Here is a 15,704-nt window from a genome sequence, read left to right on the forward strand (position 1 = left end):
ACCGCCGCGGACACCACGTCGCCTCGTTGGCGTCGTCGTCCTTCGTGGACGTCAGCGCTGGGCCTGGAACATCCAGTGCTGCTTGTCGATGTCCTGGGCCACGGAGATGAGCAGGTCCTGGCTGGCCGGGTCGACGTCGCCCGTGGCCCGGATGCGCTCGTACATGCGCTTGCTGATGCCGTCCAGCGTGTCCGTGATCGTGGCGATCACCTTGCCGTCCTCCAGCCATCCGCCCTCCGGCTGGGGAAGCTTGGTGGCCTTGGCGATCGTGGCGGCGCGGCCGTCCGGGTTGACGCCGAGGGCGACGGAACGTTCGGCGATCGTGTCCATGTGGCTTCTGGCGAGGTCGGTCAGCTCGTCCAGTTGGAGGTGGATCGGGCGGAAGTGGGCGCCGACCAGGTTCCAGTGTGCCTGCTTGGCCACCAGGGACAGATCGACGAGATCGACCAGGGCGCCCTGCAGGGCGTTCGCGACGGTGTTCTTGGCGTCTCCCGAAAGCGGACCGGTGATGGCTGCCATGGGTGATTCCTCCCTGTCCGTCAGGTTTTTTCCGGTTATTTGCAACAGCGTCCCCGTGCCCATTCATCCGGGCTTCTAACACACGTTGACAGTGTAATAATGACAGTGTCATTGTGAAGGTATGAGCGACACCTGGACCATCGGTGAGCTGGCCGAGCACGCGGCCCGCGCGCTGCGTGCCGGTGCGCCCGAGAGCAGCGCGCACCCGACCGTCAACGGCCGGGTGCGCGACGTGCCCGGAGAACGGCTGATCAGGTGGTACACGACCATCGGTCTGGTTGACCCGCCCCTGACGCGGCGCGGCCGGATCGCCCGCTACGGCCGGCGGCACCTGCTGCAACTGGTGGCCATCAAGCGACTGCAGGCGGCTGGGCACTCGATCGCCCAAATCCAGGCGGCACTGACGGGCGCAACCGACCGAATACTGGAGTCAGCGGCCCACCTGGGCAACCACACTCATCGAGACGACGGCCCTCGCCCGGACACGCCGACCCATCCGGACAACCGGGCTCGACCGGACGACGGAGCCCATCTGGGCAGTGGGGCGGGGCCGGACGATGGGACCCGTCTGAACAGCGGGGCTCGGCTGGGCGAGACGGCCCCGTTGGAGGAGACCACCCGGCTGGCCGACGCGGCGCCCGAAGGCCCGGCACGCGGGCGGTTCTGGACCGAGCGGCCGGGCGGTGGCGCCGCACACGAGGCCGACGGGTATCACCCCGAAGGGCAGCCTGGCACCGTCGGAGGGCTCGGACCCCGGGCGGAAGAAGCCGGTGGCGTGGTCGCGGGGGTGCGGCTGGGAGCCGGGGTCAGGCTCGTGCTGGACGGGGCCAGAGCCCTGTCCGAGGAGGACGTTCAGGCGGTGCTGGCGGCGGCGGGCCCGCTGCTCGCGGTGCTCGAAGAGAGGGAGCTGACATGAAGATCACTTCGCTGGAGCCCGCACGGTGCCTGCCGGTGCCGGACGCCGGGTTCGGCGCGCTGCGGACCGAACGCGGCAACCTGCCGCTCGAAAGCGTCGACGTGACCGCCGACATCTCGGGGCTCATCGCCGGGGTCGAGGTCACGCAGGGGTTCAGCAACCCGTTCGACGTCACGCTGGAGGCCACCTACCTCTTCCCGCTGCCTGACAGGGCCGCGGTGACGGCGTTCAGGATGGAGGCCGACGACCGGGTGATCGAGGGCGTGCTGAAGGAGCGCGCCCAGGCCAGGGCCGACTACGACCAGGCGCTGCGCGAGGGCAGGCGGGCGGCGATCGCGGAAGAGGACCGGCCGGACGTGTTCACGATCAGGGTGGGCAACATCCTGCCCGGCGAGCGGGTCTCGGTGAAGCTGAGCATGAGCCAGCCGCTCCCGTACGAGGACGGCGCGGCGACGTTCAGGTTCCCCCTGGTCGTGGCGCCGCGCTACATCCCGGGCCAGCCCATCGACGGACGGCCGGCCGGGGACGGCACGGCGCCCGACACCGACGCCGTGCCCGACGCCTCCAGGATCAGCCCGCCCGTCCTGCTGCCCGGTTTCCCCAACCCGGTGCGGTTGTCGCTGAGCGCGAGGGTCGACGCCGCGGGGCTGGAGCTGCGTGAGCTGGCCTCCAGCCTGCACGTGGTGGAGGAGGAGGGCCACACGGTACGCCTGCGTCCCGGTGAGCGCCTCGACCGCGACTTCATCCTGCGCATGTCGTTCGACGCCTCGACGGCGTTGCAGCTCGACGGCCGGGGCACGTTCGCGCTCATCGTCGTCCCGCCGCCGCTCCAGGCCACGCGCACGCCACGCGACCTGGTGCTGCTGCTCGACCGTTCCGGCAGCATGGGCGGCTGGAAGATGGTGGCCGCGCGCAGGGCCGCAGCACGCATCGTCGACACGCTGACGGCTCGGGACAGGTTCGCGGTGCTGGCCTTCGACTCGGTGGTGGAGCCGGCGTTCGAGGGCCTCGTGGAGGCGTCCGACCGCAACAGGTACCGCGCCGTCGAGCATCTGGCCCGCGTCGACGCCCGAGGCGGCACCGAGATGCTGGAGCCGCTGCGCCAGGCCATCGCCCTCCTCGGCGGGCGGACGGAACGCGAGCGGGTGGTGGTGCTGGTCACCGACGGCCAGGTCGGCAACGAGGACCAGATCCTGGAGCAGGCGGGCGGCGCGCTGTCGGCAATGCGCGTGCACGCGGTCGGCATCGACCGGGCCGTGAACGCCGGCTTCCTGGGCCGGCTGGCGGGGCTCGGCGCGGGCCGCTGCGAGCTGGTGGAGTCGGAGGACCGGCTGGACGCCGCCATGGAGCAGATCCACCGCAGGATCGGCGCGCCCCTGGTGACGGACCTGTCGCTCAAGGGCCTCGACGTCGAGCCCGGCACGGTCACCCACCTCGGCTCGATCTTCCCCGGCGTGCCGCTGCGCGCGTACGGGCGCTACCGCGAGGGCTCGTCGGTGACCGTGCGCGGCCTGGCCTCGGGAGCGCCGTGGGAGGAGCAGGTCGCGGGCGTGAACGTGGACAATCCTGCCGTCCGTGCCGTCTGGGCCCGCGCGCACCTGCGTGAGCTGGAGGACCGTTACGCCATGGGCGAGCACGACCTGGAGGAGCGGATCGTGCGCACGTCCCTGGAGTACGGCGTGCTCTGCCGCTTCACCGCGTACGTGGCCGTGGACACCAGGAAGGTCGCCGACGGCGGCCCCGAGCACCGGGTCATCCAGCCGGTGGAGCCGCCGAGCGGCTGGGAGCTGCCGCAGAGCCCGATGGCGGGCGGGTTCACGGCGCACGCGATGATGGCCGCGGGGCCCGCGTCCACACACCGGATGCGGTTGAGCGCGCCCGGCCTCAACTCCGACGCGCCCGACTTCCTGGGGCGCGGGGGCGCGGAGAGCTTCGCCGGACAGCCGCCGATGCCCGCTCCCTCGGTTCCCGCGGGCGGGATGCGGGGCAGAGGGGCGTTCGCGCCGAGGCCCGCGCACCGGCTGGAGTCGATCCGGCCGCAACTGGTGGCCGAGCTCGACAGGCTCAAGGCAATGCCCGCGTCCGACCTGCTGTACCTGGCCGACCTGGGCTCGCGGCTGGCGGCGCTGGCGGCCTACCTGGGCGGGAACGAGGAACTGGCGGCGCTGGCCCGCGAGCTGGAGTCGGCCGAACTGCCGGGCGCGGACGCGCAGGCCCTGCACGATCGCGCCGTGGAGGTCCTGACCGCCCTCGTCGGCGGCCCGTCCTCGCCGGCCGATGGCGGAGGCCGCCGCGGCCCGTTCTGGAAGCGCACCTGATTCGCCCGTTCGGGGCGGTGGGGCGGCTGCGGCGCCGGTGAGCAGGGGGGGTCGGCGCCACGGCCTTCCCCGCCGTTCCGGGCCGCCCGATTCAGTGCCCCCCTATTCTGGATGGGTGACCGCACTTGTTCTGGACGGTGGCCTGGCCACCCGGCTCGAAAGCCTCGGCGCCGACCTGAGCGACGAGCTGTGGTCGGCGCGGCTGCTGCTGGAGGAGCCCGAGGTGATCCGGCGGGCCCACGCCGACTACTTCGCCGCGGGGGCCGACGTCGCCACGACGGCCGGCTACCAGGCCACCATCCCCGGTTTCGTCCGGCGCGGGCTCGACGCGGGCGAGGCGGAACGGCTGATCAGGCGGTCGGTGGAGCTGGCCGCGCAGGCCCGCGACGAGGCCGGACGCGGGCTGGTGGCGGCCTCGGTCGGCCCGTACGGCGCCTACCTGGCCAACGGCGCCGAGTACACCGGCGACTACGACCTCGACGAGGACGGCCTGTTCGCCTGGCACCTGCCGCGCTGGGAGATCCTCGCCTCGACCGGCGCCGACCTGCTGGCCTGCGAGACCATCCCGTCTTATGCGGAGGCGCGGGCGCTGGCCAGGCTGCTGCGGCACACCCCGGGGGTCAAGGCGTGGGTGAGTTTCTCCTGCCGCGACGGCGAGCGGCTCAACGACGGCACCCCGATCGGGCGGGCGGCGGCGCTGTTCGGCGGGAGCGCGCAGGTGGTGGCCGTCGGCGTCAACTGCACCCCGCCGCGCCACATCCCGTCGCTGATCTCCCGCCTGTCGGGCGGGGCGCCCGTGGTGGTCTACCCGAACTCGGGCGAGACCTGGGACGCCGGTCACCGGCGCTGGCTGGGGCTGGCGGACCCGGTGGAGTTCGGCCAGGCCGCCAAGGAGTGGCGGCAGGCGGGGGCGTCGATGATCGGCGGCTGTTGCCGTACGACTCCCGAACACATCCGGCAGATCCGCGCCCACCTGTCCTGAGCCGGGGCACGAAAACGACGCGGACCCCAGCGCGGAGGGCGCGCGGGGTCCGCGGGGACCACGACGGGAACGGGCAGGCGCGGCCGGCCTCAGGGGGCCACCGCTCGCGCGCGGTCGGAGCGCAGGGTCAGATGGTCGCCGGCGCCACGCCGCGACGGCGAGCCAGCACGCTGTCGAGCGCGTACGCGCCCCCGCCGGTGAACCCGACGGCCAGGCTGGCGGCGGCCAGCGCCAGGACGAACTCGTAGCCGCCCTCGGCCGCGCCGAAGCCGCTGCCGCCGTGGACGAACACGATCGCGCCGATCATGTTCAGGGCCAGCAGCATGCCCACGAGCGGCAACGCCGCACCCACGATCAGCGCCAGCCCGCCGACGACTTCCAGCACCGCCACCGCCGGCGCGGCCACACCGGCCAGCGGGATGCCCACCGACTCGAAGAACTTGGTCGTGCCCGCGATGCCCATCGTCGCGAACTTCTGGTAGCCGTGCACGAGGAAGACCACGCCTATGGCAATTCTCGCGAGCAGCAGGACGATCGGACGCGCCTGGTCCACCATGCGATCTCCTTGGGAGTCGTTCACATTTGAACAACAACCTTAGCCGGAAAGTACAAATCTGAACAACGCATACACTGTGTCGATGAAAAACCCGCGATGGCTTGACGCGACGGAGATGGCGGCGTGGCGTGCCTTCCTGTCGACTTCTCACCTGCTCGAACGGCGCATAGAGGAGCAGCTCAAGGCCGCGGCAGGGCTGACCCACCCCCAGTACGAGATCCTCGTGCGGCTGGCCGACGCCCCCGAGCGGCAGATGCGCATGACGGAGCTGGCCAGAGGCGTCGTGGTGTCGAAGAGCGCGCTGACGTACCAGATCACCCAGCTTGAGAAGGCGGGCCTGGTCAGGCGTGCCCACTGCCCCGGCGACGACCGCGGCGTGCTGGCGGTGCTCACCGACGAGGGCGTGCGCTGCCTGGAGCGGGTGGCGCCGGGCCACCTGGAGGTCGTGCGCGCGTTCCTGATCGACCGCCTCAGCCGCGCGGAGCTGCGGGCGATGACCAGCGCCATGCGCAAGACCGAAGCCGCCTTACGGGCGAGGTGAAGCGGCCTGAGCTCAGTTCTTGGCGGCGGCCGAGGCGCGGGCGGCCCGCTCCATCTCGACCTTGGCGCTGGCGGCGTACTTGTCGACGTACTCCTGCCCTGACAGCTCCATCAACGCGTACATGATCTCGTCGGTCACGGCCCGCAGGACCAGGCGGTCGTCCTCCATCCCGTAGTAGCGGGAGAAGTCGAGCGGCTTGCCGAACCTGACGCCGGGCTTGATGCCGAGCTTGGGCAGCGGACGCCCCGGCGGCATCATCTCGTAGGTGTTGACCATGGCCCACGGGATGACCGGCACCCGCGACTCCAGGGCCAGCCGGGCCACACCGGTCTTGCCCTTGTAGAGGCGGCCGTCGGGTGAACGGGTGCCCTCGGGGTAGATGCCCAGGATGTGGCCCTCACGCAGGATGCGCAGCCCGGTGCGCAGCGCCGCCTCGCTGGCCTTGCCGCCCGAGCGGTCGATCGGCACGGTGCCGACCCCGCTGAAGAACAGCCGGGTGAAGAAGCCCTTCACGCCTCGGCCGGTGAAGTAGTCGGCCTTGCCCAGCGAGATGACCTTGCGGCGGATCTGGAGCGGGCCGAAGAAGTGGTCGGCGAAGGACAGATGGTTGCCGGCCAGGATCGCCGCCCCCTGTTTGGGTACGTTTTCCGCGCCCTCCGTCCATGGCCTGAACACAAGGCGGAGGAACGGGCCCAAGATGGCCTTGACCACCCAGTAGAACACCCCGGTACCTCTTCTCCAGCACGTTGTCGGCAAGCAGAGTCATCTTCCCATCTCGAAAGCCATGCTCCTACACCAGCTCTCGCACAAACACCCTAGAACGTGCGACGATCGGGCAGTTCCGGGATGAAATTCCGTCAAGGAGCTGTTATGCCGCTCATGCCAGGCGCAGAGCCTTACCACCACGAAGCAGGCCAGATCGGTGTTCTGCTCTGCCACGGATTCACCGGCTCGCCGCAGTCGATGCGGCCGTGGGCCGAATTCCTGGCCGGACACGGGGTGAGCGTTTCGCTGCCCCGCCAGCCGGGGCACGGCACCCGTTGGCAGGAAATGAACAGAACCCGCTGGGAGGACTGGTACGCCGAGGTGGAGAAGGCGTTCGCGGTCCTCCAGGGCCGCTGCGCGGAGGTGTTCGTGGCCGGGCTGTCGCTGGGCGGCTGCCTCGCGCTGCGGCTGGCCGAGGTGCACGGCAGGGCGATCAGCGGCGTCGTGGCGGTCAACCCGTCGATCACGAACGACGTGCCGCTGATGAGGCTGGCGCCGCTGCTGAAATGGTTCGTGCCGTCGGTGCCCGGCGTCGCGAACGACGTCAAGAAGCCCGGCGTCACCGAGCTGGCCTACTCGCGCACCCCGGTGAAGGCGGCGGCCTCGCTGCCGAGCCTGTGGTCGCTGGTGCAGGCCGACCTGGCGAAACTGAAACAACCGCTGCTGGTCTACCACAGCCTGGAGGACCACGTGGTGAAACCGACGAGTGTGGCGATCATCCGCAGGAGGGTCCCGCAGGCCACGATCGAGGAGCTTACCGATAGCTACCATGTTGCGACGCTGGACAACGATGCCCACAGGATCTTTGCCGGGAGCCTCGACTTCATCCGGACACATGCCTCGGTACCCTTGCAGAGGGACTGATCGCACCCAGGGGGAAGTCGCGATCGCTGTGGAGAGGCCCATCTAGGTGACGCCCCAGAGTGACGAGGACGAGGTCTGGCGGCAGATCGTCGCGTCCTTCAACGACACCGCCGAGCGCGACTCGGCCGACCAGCCCTGGCCGGACAGCGAGAACATCCCGGTCGAGCCGACCCGCCGGGTGGTCAAACCCTCGGAGGAACTTGAGGACGACCTCGACGACCCCGAGGGCAAGCACGACGACGAGGACGAGGACGAAGGGCACTTCCAGCCGCCCCCGCCGCCTCCCCTGCCCAAACTGGACCTGGCGACCAAACTGGCGTGGGTGGCGCTGTTCGGCGGGCCCGCCTACCTGCTGGTGGCCGCGATGGCGAGCTGGCACATGGAGGGGTGGGCGCTGTTCACGGCCGTGGCGGCCTTCATCGGGGGGTTCGTGGCGCTGGTGGTGCGCATGGGCGACGGCCCGCCCAACGACTCGGGCTGGGACGACGGGGCCGTGCTCTAGGACTTCGTCGTGGTGGTCCTGGGGGCGAACGATTCGACGACGTCGGTGTAGCGGTCGCGGGTGTCGACCGCGTGCCCGACGGCCCAGACCGTGCTCTTGCCCGCCAGGTAGGCCACGGCCTGCAGGCGCACGCTGCTCCTGCCCTTCTTGGCGGCGCCGCGGATGGCCTGGCACTCGCCCTTCTCGCAGCGCAGCATGTACGGCTCGGCGGCCCGCGCCGGGTCGTAGCCCGCTATCCAGTAGCGGCCCTTGCCGTCGCCGGTGACGCCGTAGAGTCTGGCCTCGGAGTCGGGCAGCGGCTGCTCGCGCCAGCGTTTGCCGTTCCAGGTGAGCACGAGCGGTGAGACCTGGCCGGGGCCTCGGTAGACGCCGCCGACGGCCATCGCCCGCTTGGCGTTGTCGACCTGGACGTCGCGCAGGTAGCCGCCGGGGATCGAGGGCAGCGGCATGGACTTCCACGAGCCGCCGGAGGAGTGGACGATCAGCGGCTCGGTGCCGGTGTCGCCGACGGCGAAGCCGCCCGCCACCGCGTAGAGCGCCCCCTTCTCCTTGGTCTCCTGCACCGTCCAGGAGTTGCCCTGGCCGGTGAGGATGAGCCCGCGCTTCTCGCGGCTGCCGACCGCCACGACCCGGCCCGACTTGGCGTCGACGCCGCCGAGCCAGTCGCCGGCGCGCAGGCCCTGCGGCCTGACCCGGTCGAAGCCGGCCGTGTCGCCGTGGGCCAGGTAGGGCAGGCCGTCGTGCCCGTCGCCGACCGCCCACACGTCGGAGGAGGTGACGGCGGCCAGGCCGCGCAGGTTTCCCGCCGCCGTGGCGTCGCGCACCGGCACCTCGGCCCAGGCGCTGCCGTTCCAGTGGCGGATGGTGCCGCGGTTCTTCCAGACGTCCCAGATCTCCTGCTGGCCCACGGCCCACACGTCGTTGGGCGAGATCGCGAGCACGTCGGAGAGCGACCCGTCGGCCTGAAGGCGCACGCTGGTCGACTGCTGCCACGCCTCGATCGCGGCAGGGCGGGGATCGGCATGCGCGGCGGGCGTGGCCTGGGTCGAGGCCACGGACGTCGCCAAGATCAAGGAGAGCGCACGCCGCTGAGAGCGACGGGTCATGTACAAATGCTACGGGTTGGAGAGCCCCGGTTGCCCGTTAGACCCCAACTCGCAATTCGGCCACCACGGGCAAATGGTCGCTTGCCTCGGTCAGATCGGCCATCGGGGCGTCCACTCCCCCGCACGACACGACACGCGCCTCGCGCGCGGCGAACACCCCGTCGATGCGCGCGGCGGGCCGCCGGGCGGGAAAGGTGAGCCCGTCGCCCATGGGCGCCGCGGCGTGGCAGTCGGTCAGGCGCCCGGCGAGGAAGCGCCAGGCCGGCTGGTGGGGTTGTTCGTTGATGTCGCCGCCGAGCACGGCCGTCGCGCGAAAGCGGCGGGCCACGCCCTCGATCAGCGCCATGGCCTCGGCCGCGTGATGGAGCCTGGCCGGCTCGTGCAGGTCGAGGTGGAGCGAGCCGACGGCCAGCCGCCTCCCCTCGGCCTCGACGACGGCGATCGCCAGCGCGCGCCGCTCCAGGGCGAGGAAGGGGCGCAGCACGTGGTGCTCGGCGTGCAGCACGCCGACGCGCGGCGCGGTGAAGACGGCCACCCCTCCGCGTCTGCCGGGGGTGGCCACGCGCAGGCCGGCGGAGGCGGCCAGCCGGGCCCGTCTGGCGCGCCAGCCGTACGATCTGGGCGCCTCCTGCAGGCACAGCACGTCGGCGCGCAGGGCGGTGATGACCCTGACCAGCGCGGGCACGCTGTCGCGCAGGCCGTGGGCGTTGTAGCTCGCGACCCTGATCGTCAGCGCTGCCTGGCCAGGTCCGCGGCGCCCACGAGGCCCGCGGAAGCGCCCAGCTCGGCCAGCCGGATCTCGGCCAGCGGCCGGTGGCCGCGGCCGGTGAGCCGCTTGGCGAAGGTCTCGCGGGCCCGGTCGATGAACAGGTCGGCGGCGCGTGAGACGCCGCCGCCGATGATGAAGCAGCCGGGGTCGAGGATGGCGGCCATGTCGGCCATGCCCTGGCCCAGCCAGTCGGCCAGGCTGGCGAACGCCTCCAGCGAGGCGTCGTCGCCGAGCCGCGCGGCCTCGGTCACCTCCTCGCCCTCGATCTTGCCTCCGGCCAGCCCGAGCAGGATCTCCGCCCGCTCGGGCCCGGCCTCCGCGATCTCCCTGGCGTCCTTGACGAGGGCCTGGCCGCTGGCGTACTGCTCCCAGCAGCCGACGTTGCCGCAGCCGCACTGCCGCCCTCCGGGGACGACCTGCATGTGGCCCAGCTCGGCGCCCATGCCCCAGCGGCCTCGGAAGAGGGCGCCGTCGAAGACCAGTCCGCCGCCGATGCCGGTGCCGAGCGTGACGCAGACCACGTGGGACTGGCCCCTGCCGGCACCGAACCTGGTCTCGCCCCAGGCCATGGCGTTGGCGTCGTTCTCGATCACCACGGGCAGGCCGACCAAAGCGCTGATCTTCTTCTGCAGCGGCTCCTCGCGCCAGGCCAGGTTGGGGGCGAAGCGCACCATCGAGCGGCTCTCGTCGACGAACCCGGCCGCGCCGACCCCGACGGCCTCGATCTGCCTGCCCTCGGACAGCTCGCGAACGACGTCGGCCACCGTCTCGGCCACCACCTCGGGGCGGTCGGCGGCGGTGGGCCTGAGCGTGTGTTCGACGATCTTTCCCGCGTCGTCGACCACACCCGCGGCGACCTTGGTCCCGCCGATGTCGACACCGATCGTGAGCATGCCCCTGTCGTCTCCCTATCCCAGATCTATGTGTTCGACGTCGTCGCGGCGATCGCGGCTGTCACGCGGCCCGCGGGGGGCGGGCTTGCTCAGCGCGTCGACGGCGCCGCGGAAGGCGGCGAACAGCTCGCCGCCCGCGGCCATCAGGTGTCCCGTCACGTCGGAATCGGACTCGCGCTGCGCCGCGATCGCCCGGCAGAACGGGCAGGCGCGGCAGATGTACTCGTCGTGGGGTTCGGACACGGCCTCCTCCCACACATCGCGTTCTCTTCGCCCGCCTCCGGTGAAGGAGTTGAACACGCTCCTGCCCATTTGGCGGGTGGCCCGCCCCTGGATCGACTCCAGCAGCTTGCGCGCCTCGTCGGCGACGGTGCCGATGGGGTCTCTGTCGTTGTTCTCGGTCATGTGGCCCTCCCTGACTTCGTGGGGTCGCTCATCCTCCTCAACTCATCAGGGCTCGGATTCGCTCCCCGAGCTGAACGGTAGTGCGGAATCGGCCTCGTGTGGCTCGACGAACCTGACGCTGAGCACTCCGTCGCGGAGCGCGGCACCGCTGATCTTCCTGCGGGCCAGCGCCGCGGGCAACGCCAGCACCCTGCGGTACGGCCCGGCCGTGACGATCAGCTCCTCGCCCTTGCGGGCCAGATCGACGTCGCCGCGCTCGGCGCCGGGCAGGTCGAGCGTCAGCTCGTCGGCGCTCAGCCGCAGCGGCGGCGGGGCGGTGGGGGCGGCGAACGGGTCGGATCCCGCGTACATGGCCGCGCCCAGCTCGGCCAGCGCGTCCTTGCCGATGGGCTCGCCCGGCAGGTAGGGGACGACGTGGATGGGCAGCGGCGCGAACGACTGCTCGGCCTCGGCCAGCAGCCGCGACTGCGCCGCCACCCACTGGGCGCGCCACTCGTCGGCGCCCTCGGAGGGGAAGACCCGGTTGGCGATGACGCCGTCGACGCGGTAGCCGTACAGGTTGAGCGAGGTGAGGGTGCGCCTGGCCTCGGCCAGCACCACGGACTCCGGCGTCAGGACCAGCCGCACGGAGGCGTGGGAGCCGGTGAGCAGCTCGCGCACCTCCATCAGGCCGCGGTGGAAGCGCTCCACGGCGCTCATGACCTCATCGCCCGGCGCGCTGACGTGGGCGAGGCCGCGCACGAACGGCGAGACGAGCTTGACGATCCTGCGGCCGAGCGGCATGAGCCTGGTGACGTGCCAGTCGAGCGCCTCGGGCAGGGCCAGCAGGCGCAGCGTCTCGGCGGTGGGCGCGCAGTCGACCACGATCACGTCCCAGCGGCCCTCGCGGGCATGATCGCGCAGCTCCAGCAGGGCGATGACCTCTTCCGCGCCGGGAAGGACGGTGATCTCCTCGGAGGTGATCTCGTCGAGGCCGAGCTCGACGAGCACGCCCTTGGCGTACTCCTGCAGTTCGCCCCAGTGGCGCTCCAGCGTCTTCTGGGTGTCGACCTGGTGCAGGTGGAGGCCGGGCGCGACCTCGCCGGGCTCGACGCCGAGCGCGTCGGCCAGCGAGTGCGCGGTGTCGGTCGAGACGATCAGCGTCTTGAGGCCGCGGCCGGCCGCGAGCGTGGCGGTCGCGGCGGCGGCCGTGGTCTTGCCGACGCCGCCCTTGCCGGTGAAGAGCAGAACCCTCGGGTGCAACTCAGCGGCCCTCGACGCGCTTCTTGAGACCCTTGAGCGCGGTGTCCACGATCACCCGTTCCGCCTTGCGCTTGACCATTCCGATCATGGGCACGCTCAGGTCGACGACCAGCTCGTACGTCACGTCGGTGCCCCTGCCCGTGTCGGACAGCAGGTAACTTCCGCGCAGGTCGGAGACCATCTTGCCGGGCTCGACGACCTGCCAGCTCACCGCCTGTTCGCCCTGCCAGGCGTAGCCGAGGGTGTAGGTGTCGCTGATCATCCCGGCGTCGAGGACGAACCGCACCCGATGCGGTCTGTCGTCCTCGCCCGTGGCGAGCACCTCGGCGCTCTTGATCGATCCGGCCCACTCGGGGTAGGCGGGGAAGTCCGCTATGACCGCCATGACGTCGGAGCGCGGCGCGCCGACGGAGATGGTCGAAGTGGTGCGATCAGCCATGCGATCCACCGTAGTGCAGAATCGGCCGCTTGCGGTGGACGCTGCCCGCGGTGCACCGCCATATCGGGCAGGTCACCATTCGAGGACGAACGGAACGCCCCTTCCCCGGAAGTGCCCCACGTTCACACACTCGGTGCGGCCGATACGGGTGCGCTCGCGCAGGGGGTTGTGCACGTGGCCGAACAGGGCGTAGCGCGGCTGGGTGCGCATGATCGCCTGCAGCGTGGCCTCGCTGCCGCGTTCGAAGCGCCGGGCGACCACGTCGTAGAGCAGCTCGGGGACGGCCGGCGGGATGTGGCAGCACAGCACGTCGACCTCACCGAGGGCCTCGACCTTGGCCGCGTACTCCTCCTCGCCGATCTCGTACGGGGTGCGGTAGGGCGTCTTGAGCCCGCCGCCGACGAACCCGAACCGCAGGCCCCCGATCTCCGCCACCTCCCCGTCGAGCACCCGGTGGCCGGGCCTGAGGTAGTCGGCCCACAGGCGCGGCAGATCGACGTTGCCGTAGGTGAGGTAGGCGGGGGTGGGCATGGCGGCGAACAGGGTCTCGTACTGGGCGCGGACGTTGCGTTCGATGTGCTCGCGCGGGTCGCCGTCGAGCGTGGACCACAGCCGCGCCGACATGGCCCTGGCCTCGTCGAACCGCTTGGCCGTGCGCAGCCCGATGAACTCGGCGGCCCGCTCGGGGCCGAACAGGTCGGCGAAGATACCCTGCGCGTGGTCGTCGTAGTCGACGAAGAGGATCAGGTCGCCCAGGCAGACCAGCGCGTCGGCACCGTCGCCGGCCCTGGCCAGCGCGTCCGCCCTGCCGTGCACGTCGCTCACCACGTGGACCCTCATGAGGGGAATCCTAGGCGCACCCGTCGTCGCGGACGCGTGCCCAGGGGTTTCGGCTGCTAGCGTGATGAACGTCCCCTTGGTAACGCCTCTGTGACAGATCTACCCGCCCGTAACGTGAGCCGGTAACGTCCAGGCGGTCCCCGAAGAGGAGTTGTGAACGTGCGCGAGTACAGCGTTCCCGTGCTGGTCGACGTGCCCGCCTCCGCGAGCCTGACCGACACGGTCTTCGAGCGAGCCGAGCGGGAGCCCGGTGTCGTGGTCATGCGCCGCAAGGTCGGCGGCGGCTGGCCGGCCGTCACCGCCTCCGAGTTCCGCGACCAGGTGGTCGAGGTGGCCAAGGGGCTGATCGCGGCGGGGATCGAGCACGGCGACAGGGTCGCCCTGATGTCGCGCACGCGCTACGAGTGGACGCTGGTCGACTACGCCATCTGGTCCGTCGGCGCGGTCACCGTGCCGATCTACGAGACCTCGTCGGTCGAGCAGGTCCGGTGGATCCTGTCCGACAGCGAGGCCAAGGCGGTCTTCGTCGAGCAGGACTCGCACGAGGAGACCGTCCGCGAGGCGGCGCCCGATCTCGAGACGGTCTGGCGGGTCGACGCCAGGCCGCCGGCCGCTGAGGTCACCGCCGCGGACGTGGACGAGCGCAGGGCCCGGGTCGTCTCCTCCGACCTGGCCACCGTCGTCTACACCTCGGGCACCACGGGCCGGCCCAAGGGCTGCCTCATCACCCACGACAACCTGCTGTTCACCGCACTCAACGTGCTGCGGGGGCCGCTGGAGCCGCTGTTCGGCCGCAAGGACCCGGCGGCGCTGCTGTTCCTGCCGCTGGCGCACATCTTCGCGCGGATGATCCAGGTGGTGCTGGTCGAGGCGGGCGCGATCATGGCGCACACGCCCAATATGAAGAACGTCGCCCCCGACCTGCAGGACTTCAAGCCCACGTTCCTGCTGGGCGTGCCGCGCGTGTTCGAGAAGGTCTACAACGGGGCCGAGCAGAAGGCCATCTCCGGCGGCAAGGGCAAGATCTTCGCGCGGGCCGTGGACGTGGCGGTGGCCTGGAGCAGGGCCGAGAGCTCGGGCGGGGCGCCGCTCGGGCTGCGGCTCCAGCGGGCGCTCTTCGACCGGCTGGTCTACTCCAAGCTGCGGGCGGCCACGGGCGGGCGCCTGTCGGCGGCGGTGTGCGGCGGCTCGGCGCTGGGCGAGCGGCTCGGCCACTTCTTCAAGGGCGTCGGCATCGAGGTCTTCGAGGGGTACGGCCTGACCGAGACCTCGGCCCCCTGCTCGGTCAACATGCCGGGCGCCAACAAGATCGGCACTGTCGGCAAGCCGCTGCCCGGAGTCACCCTGCGCATCGGCGACGAAGGCGAGATCCTCGCCAAGGGCCGCAACGTCTTCCCCGGCTACTGGAAGAACGACGCCGGCACCGCCGAGGTCATCGACGCGGACGGCTGGTTCCACACCGGCGACCTGGGCGAACTTGACTCTGACGGCTACCTGCGGATCACCGGGCGCAAGAAGGAGATCCTGGTCACGGCGGCCGGCAAGAACGTCGCTCCCGCGCCGCTGGAGGACGCGCTGCGGGCCCACCCGCTCATCTCCCAGGCCATGGTCGTCGGCGACGGGCGGCCCTTCGTGGCGGCCCTCATCACGCTCGACCCCGAAGCGCTGCCCTCCGGCGAGTCGCGGACGGACCCGACGGTGCTGGCCCAGATCCAGGAGGCGGTCGATCGGGCCAACCTGTCGGTGTCGAGGCCCGAGCAGATCAAGAAGTTCACGATCCTGGACGGGGACATCACCGAGGAGAGCGGTCACCTGACGCCGACGCTGAAGGTCAAGCGCGGGATCGTGATGAAGGACTTCGCCAAGGAGATCGACGAGTTGTACGGCGGCTGAGCCCGGTCGCGCTGAATGTGGTGACGAGTTCAGATTTTGGGCCCAAATAATCGTCGCAATAAATAAATACGGATCAGTCCCAATTTTGCCACCCACGCACCCCCTGAACAGGGGAATCTCCATTCGATTCCGGCTTGATAGCCATGATCCAAGG

Annotated in this window: 17 protein-coding genes; 7 read left to right on the forward strand and 10 right to left on the reverse strand. The window is 71.1% G+C overall.

Going from position 1 to position 15,704, the window contains the following annotated elements:
- Positions 1-51 precede the first annotated feature (51 nt).
- The gene (locus ACFOY2_RS10665; protein ID WP_379527790.1) at positions 52-519 is read right to left on the reverse strand and encodes a Dps family protein; all 468 of its coding nucleotides are present in this window, start codon (positions 517-519) and stop codon (positions 52-54) included.
- Positions 520-640: 121 nt separating this feature from the next.
- Between ACFOY2_RS10665 and ACFOY2_RS10670 the strand changes: the two genes are divergently transcribed.
- The 3 genes from ACFOY2_RS10670 (at position 641) to mmuM (ending at position 4,735) form a co-directional block, all read left to right on the forward strand.
- A complete protein-coding gene (locus ACFOY2_RS10670; RefSeq protein ID WP_379527791.1) occupies positions 641-1,435 on the forward strand; it encodes a helix-turn-helix domain-containing protein in 795 nt (264 codons plus the stop codon).
- Positions 1,432-3,753, forward strand: coding sequence for a VIT domain-containing protein (locus tag ACFOY2_RS10675; RefSeq protein WP_379527792.1), 2,322 nt, complete (start codon positions 1,432-1,434; stop codon positions 3,751-3,753). Before ACFOY2_RS10670 ends, ACFOY2_RS10675 begins: the two co-directional genes overlap by 4 nt.
- A 115-nt stretch (positions 3,754-3,868) precedes the next feature.
- Positions 3,869-4,735 carry a homocysteine S-methyltransferase gene (mmuM, locus tag ACFOY2_RS10680; protein WP_379527793.1) on the forward strand — a complete coding sequence of 289 codons (867 nt, stop codon included), beginning with the start codon at positions 3,869-3,871 and terminating at the stop codon, positions 4,733-4,735.
- A 127-nt stretch (positions 4,736-4,862) separates the two neighbouring features.
- On the opposite strand, the gene ACFOY2_RS10685 is transcribed toward mmuM, so the two are convergent.
- A complete protein-coding gene (locus ACFOY2_RS10685; protein WP_379527794.1) occupies positions 4,863-5,291 on the reverse strand; it encodes a DoxX family protein in 429 nt (142 codons plus the stop codon).
- 82 nt (positions 5,292-5,373) lie between these two features.
- Between ACFOY2_RS10685 and ACFOY2_RS10690 the strand changes: the two genes are divergently transcribed.
- Positions 5,374-5,832, forward strand: a complete 459-nt coding sequence (locus ACFOY2_RS10690; RefSeq protein ID WP_379527795.1) for a MarR family winged helix-turn-helix transcriptional regulator — start codon at positions 5,374-5,376, stop codon at positions 5,830-5,832.
- A 12-nt stretch (positions 5,833-5,844) separates the two neighbouring features.
- Here ACFOY2_RS10690 and ACFOY2_RS10695 read toward each other — a convergent pair whose 3' ends face one another.
- On the reverse strand, positions 5,845-6,555 hold the full coding sequence (locus ACFOY2_RS10695; protein WP_379527796.1) for a lysophospholipid acyltransferase family protein: 711 nt from the start codon (positions 6,553-6,555) through the stop codon (positions 5,845-5,847).
- Positions 6,556-6,702: 147 nt separating this feature from the next.
- Here ACFOY2_RS10695 and ACFOY2_RS10700 point away from each other — a divergent pair, with 147 nt between their 5' ends.
- Positions 6,703-7,461 (forward strand): alpha/beta hydrolase, encoded by a 759-nt coding sequence (locus ACFOY2_RS10700; RefSeq protein ID WP_379527797.1) that lies wholly within the window; start codon positions 6,703-6,705, stop codon positions 7,459-7,461.
- Positions 7,462-7,507: 46 nt separating this feature from the next.
- Positions 7,508-7,963, forward strand: a complete 456-nt coding sequence (locus ACFOY2_RS10705) for a hypothetical protein (RefSeq protein WP_379527798.1) — start codon at positions 7,508-7,510, stop codon at positions 7,961-7,963.
- On the opposite strand, the gene ACFOY2_RS10710 is transcribed toward ACFOY2_RS10705, so the two are convergent.
- The 7 genes from ACFOY2_RS10710 to ACFOY2_RS10740 all read right to left on the reverse strand — a co-directional run bounded on the left by ACFOY2_RS10710 (position 7,960) and on the right by ACFOY2_RS10740 (position 13,657).
- Complete coding sequence (locus ACFOY2_RS10710; protein ID WP_379527799.1) at positions 7,960-9,069, reverse strand: hypothetical protein; 1,110 nt, start codon at positions 9,067-9,069, stop codon at positions 7,960-7,962. The genes ACFOY2_RS10705 and ACFOY2_RS10710 overlap by 4 nt on opposite strands.
- Before the next feature lie 37 nt (positions 9,070-9,106).
- A complete protein-coding gene (locus ACFOY2_RS10715) occupies positions 9,107-9,754 on the reverse strand; it encodes an endonuclease/exonuclease/phosphatase family protein (RefSeq protein WP_379527800.1) in 648 nt (215 codons plus the stop codon).
- A gap of 44 nt (positions 9,755-9,798) precedes the next feature.
- The gene (locus ACFOY2_RS10720; RefSeq protein ID WP_379527801.1) at positions 9,799-10,731 is read right to left on the reverse strand and encodes an ROK family glucokinase; all 933 of its coding nucleotides are present in this window, start codon (positions 10,729-10,731) and stop codon (positions 9,799-9,801) included.
- A gap of 15 nt (positions 10,732-10,746) precedes the next feature.
- Complete coding sequence (locus ACFOY2_RS10725; RefSeq protein WP_379527802.1) at positions 10,747-11,136, reverse strand: DUF5304 family protein; 390 nt, start codon at positions 11,134-11,136, stop codon at positions 10,747-10,749.
- A gap of 45 nt (positions 11,137-11,181) precedes the next feature.
- The gene (locus ACFOY2_RS10730; RefSeq protein WP_379527803.1) at positions 11,182-12,378 is read right to left on the reverse strand and encodes an ArsA family ATPase; all 1,197 of its coding nucleotides are present in this window, start codon (positions 12,376-12,378) and stop codon (positions 11,182-11,184) included.
- A gap of 1 nt (position 12,379) precedes the next feature.
- Complete coding sequence (locus tag ACFOY2_RS10735) at positions 12,380-12,817, reverse strand: SRPBCC family protein (protein ID WP_379527804.1); 438 nt, start codon at positions 12,815-12,817, stop codon at positions 12,380-12,382.
- 72 nt (positions 12,818-12,889) lie between these two features.
- Positions 12,890-13,657 (reverse strand): metallophosphoesterase family protein, encoded by a 768-nt coding sequence (locus ACFOY2_RS10740; RefSeq protein WP_379527805.1) that lies wholly within the window; start codon positions 13,655-13,657, stop codon positions 12,890-12,892.
- Between the two features lie 159 nt (positions 13,658-13,816).
- Between ACFOY2_RS10740 and ACFOY2_RS10745 the strand changes: the two genes are divergently transcribed.
- Positions 13,817-15,550: an AMP-dependent synthetase/ligase gene (locus ACFOY2_RS10745; protein WP_379527806.1), complete on the forward strand. Its 1,734-nt coding sequence runs from the start codon at positions 13,817-13,819 to the stop codon at positions 15,548-15,550.
- Positions 15,551-15,704: the final 154 nt, after the last annotated feature.

This window comes from Nonomuraea purpurea, from assembly GCF_042650645.1.
Classification (GTDB): domain Bacteria; phylum Actinomycetota; class Actinomycetes; order Streptosporangiales; family Streptosporangiaceae; genus Nonomuraea; species Nonomuraea purpurea.

Excerpts from the sequence above, each read along its gene's own strand:
- ACFOY2_RS10740 (WP_379527805.1), bottom strand. The coding sequence starts at position 13,657 with ATGAGGGTCCACGTGGTGAGCGACGTGCACGGCAGGGCGGACGCGCTG.
- ACFOY2_RS10685 (WP_379527794.1), bottom strand. The coding sequence starts at position 5,291 with ATGGTGGACCAGGCGCGTCCGATCGTCCTGCTGCTCGCGAGAATTGCC.
- ACFOY2_RS10735 (WP_379527804.1), bottom strand. The coding sequence starts at position 12,817 with ATGGCTGATCGCACCACTTCGACCATCTCCGTCGGCGCGCCGCGCTCC.
- ACFOY2_RS10710 (WP_379527799.1), bottom strand. The coding sequence starts at position 9,069 with ATGACCCGTCGCTCTCAGCGGCGTGCGCTCTCCTTGATCTTGGCGACG.
- ACFOY2_RS10690 (WP_379527795.1), top strand. The coding sequence starts at position 5,374 with ATGAAAAACCCGCGATGGCTTGACGCGACGGAGATGGCGGCGTGGCGT.
- ACFOY2_RS10665 (WP_379527790.1), bottom strand. The coding sequence starts at position 519 with ATGGCAGCCATCACCGGTCCGCTTTCGGGAGACGCCAAGAACACCGTC.
- ACFOY2_RS10700 (WP_379527797.1), top strand. The coding sequence starts at position 6,703 with ATGCCGCTCATGCCAGGCGCAGAGCCTTACCACCACGAAGCAGGCCAG.
- ACFOY2_RS10720 (WP_379527801.1), bottom strand. The coding sequence starts at position 10,731 with ATGCTCACGATCGGTGTCGACATCGGCGGGACCAAGGTCGCCGCGGGT.
- ACFOY2_RS10670 (WP_379527791.1), top strand. The coding sequence starts at position 641 with ATGAGCGACACCTGGACCATCGGTGAGCTGGCCGAGCACGCGGCCCGC.
- ACFOY2_RS10675 (WP_379527792.1), top strand. The coding sequence starts at position 1,432 with ATGAAGATCACTTCGCTGGAGCCCGCACGGTGCCTGCCGGTGCCGGAC.
- ACFOY2_RS10725 (WP_379527802.1), bottom strand. The coding sequence starts at position 11,136 with ATGACCGAGAACAACGACAGAGACCCCATCGGCACCGTCGCCGACGAG.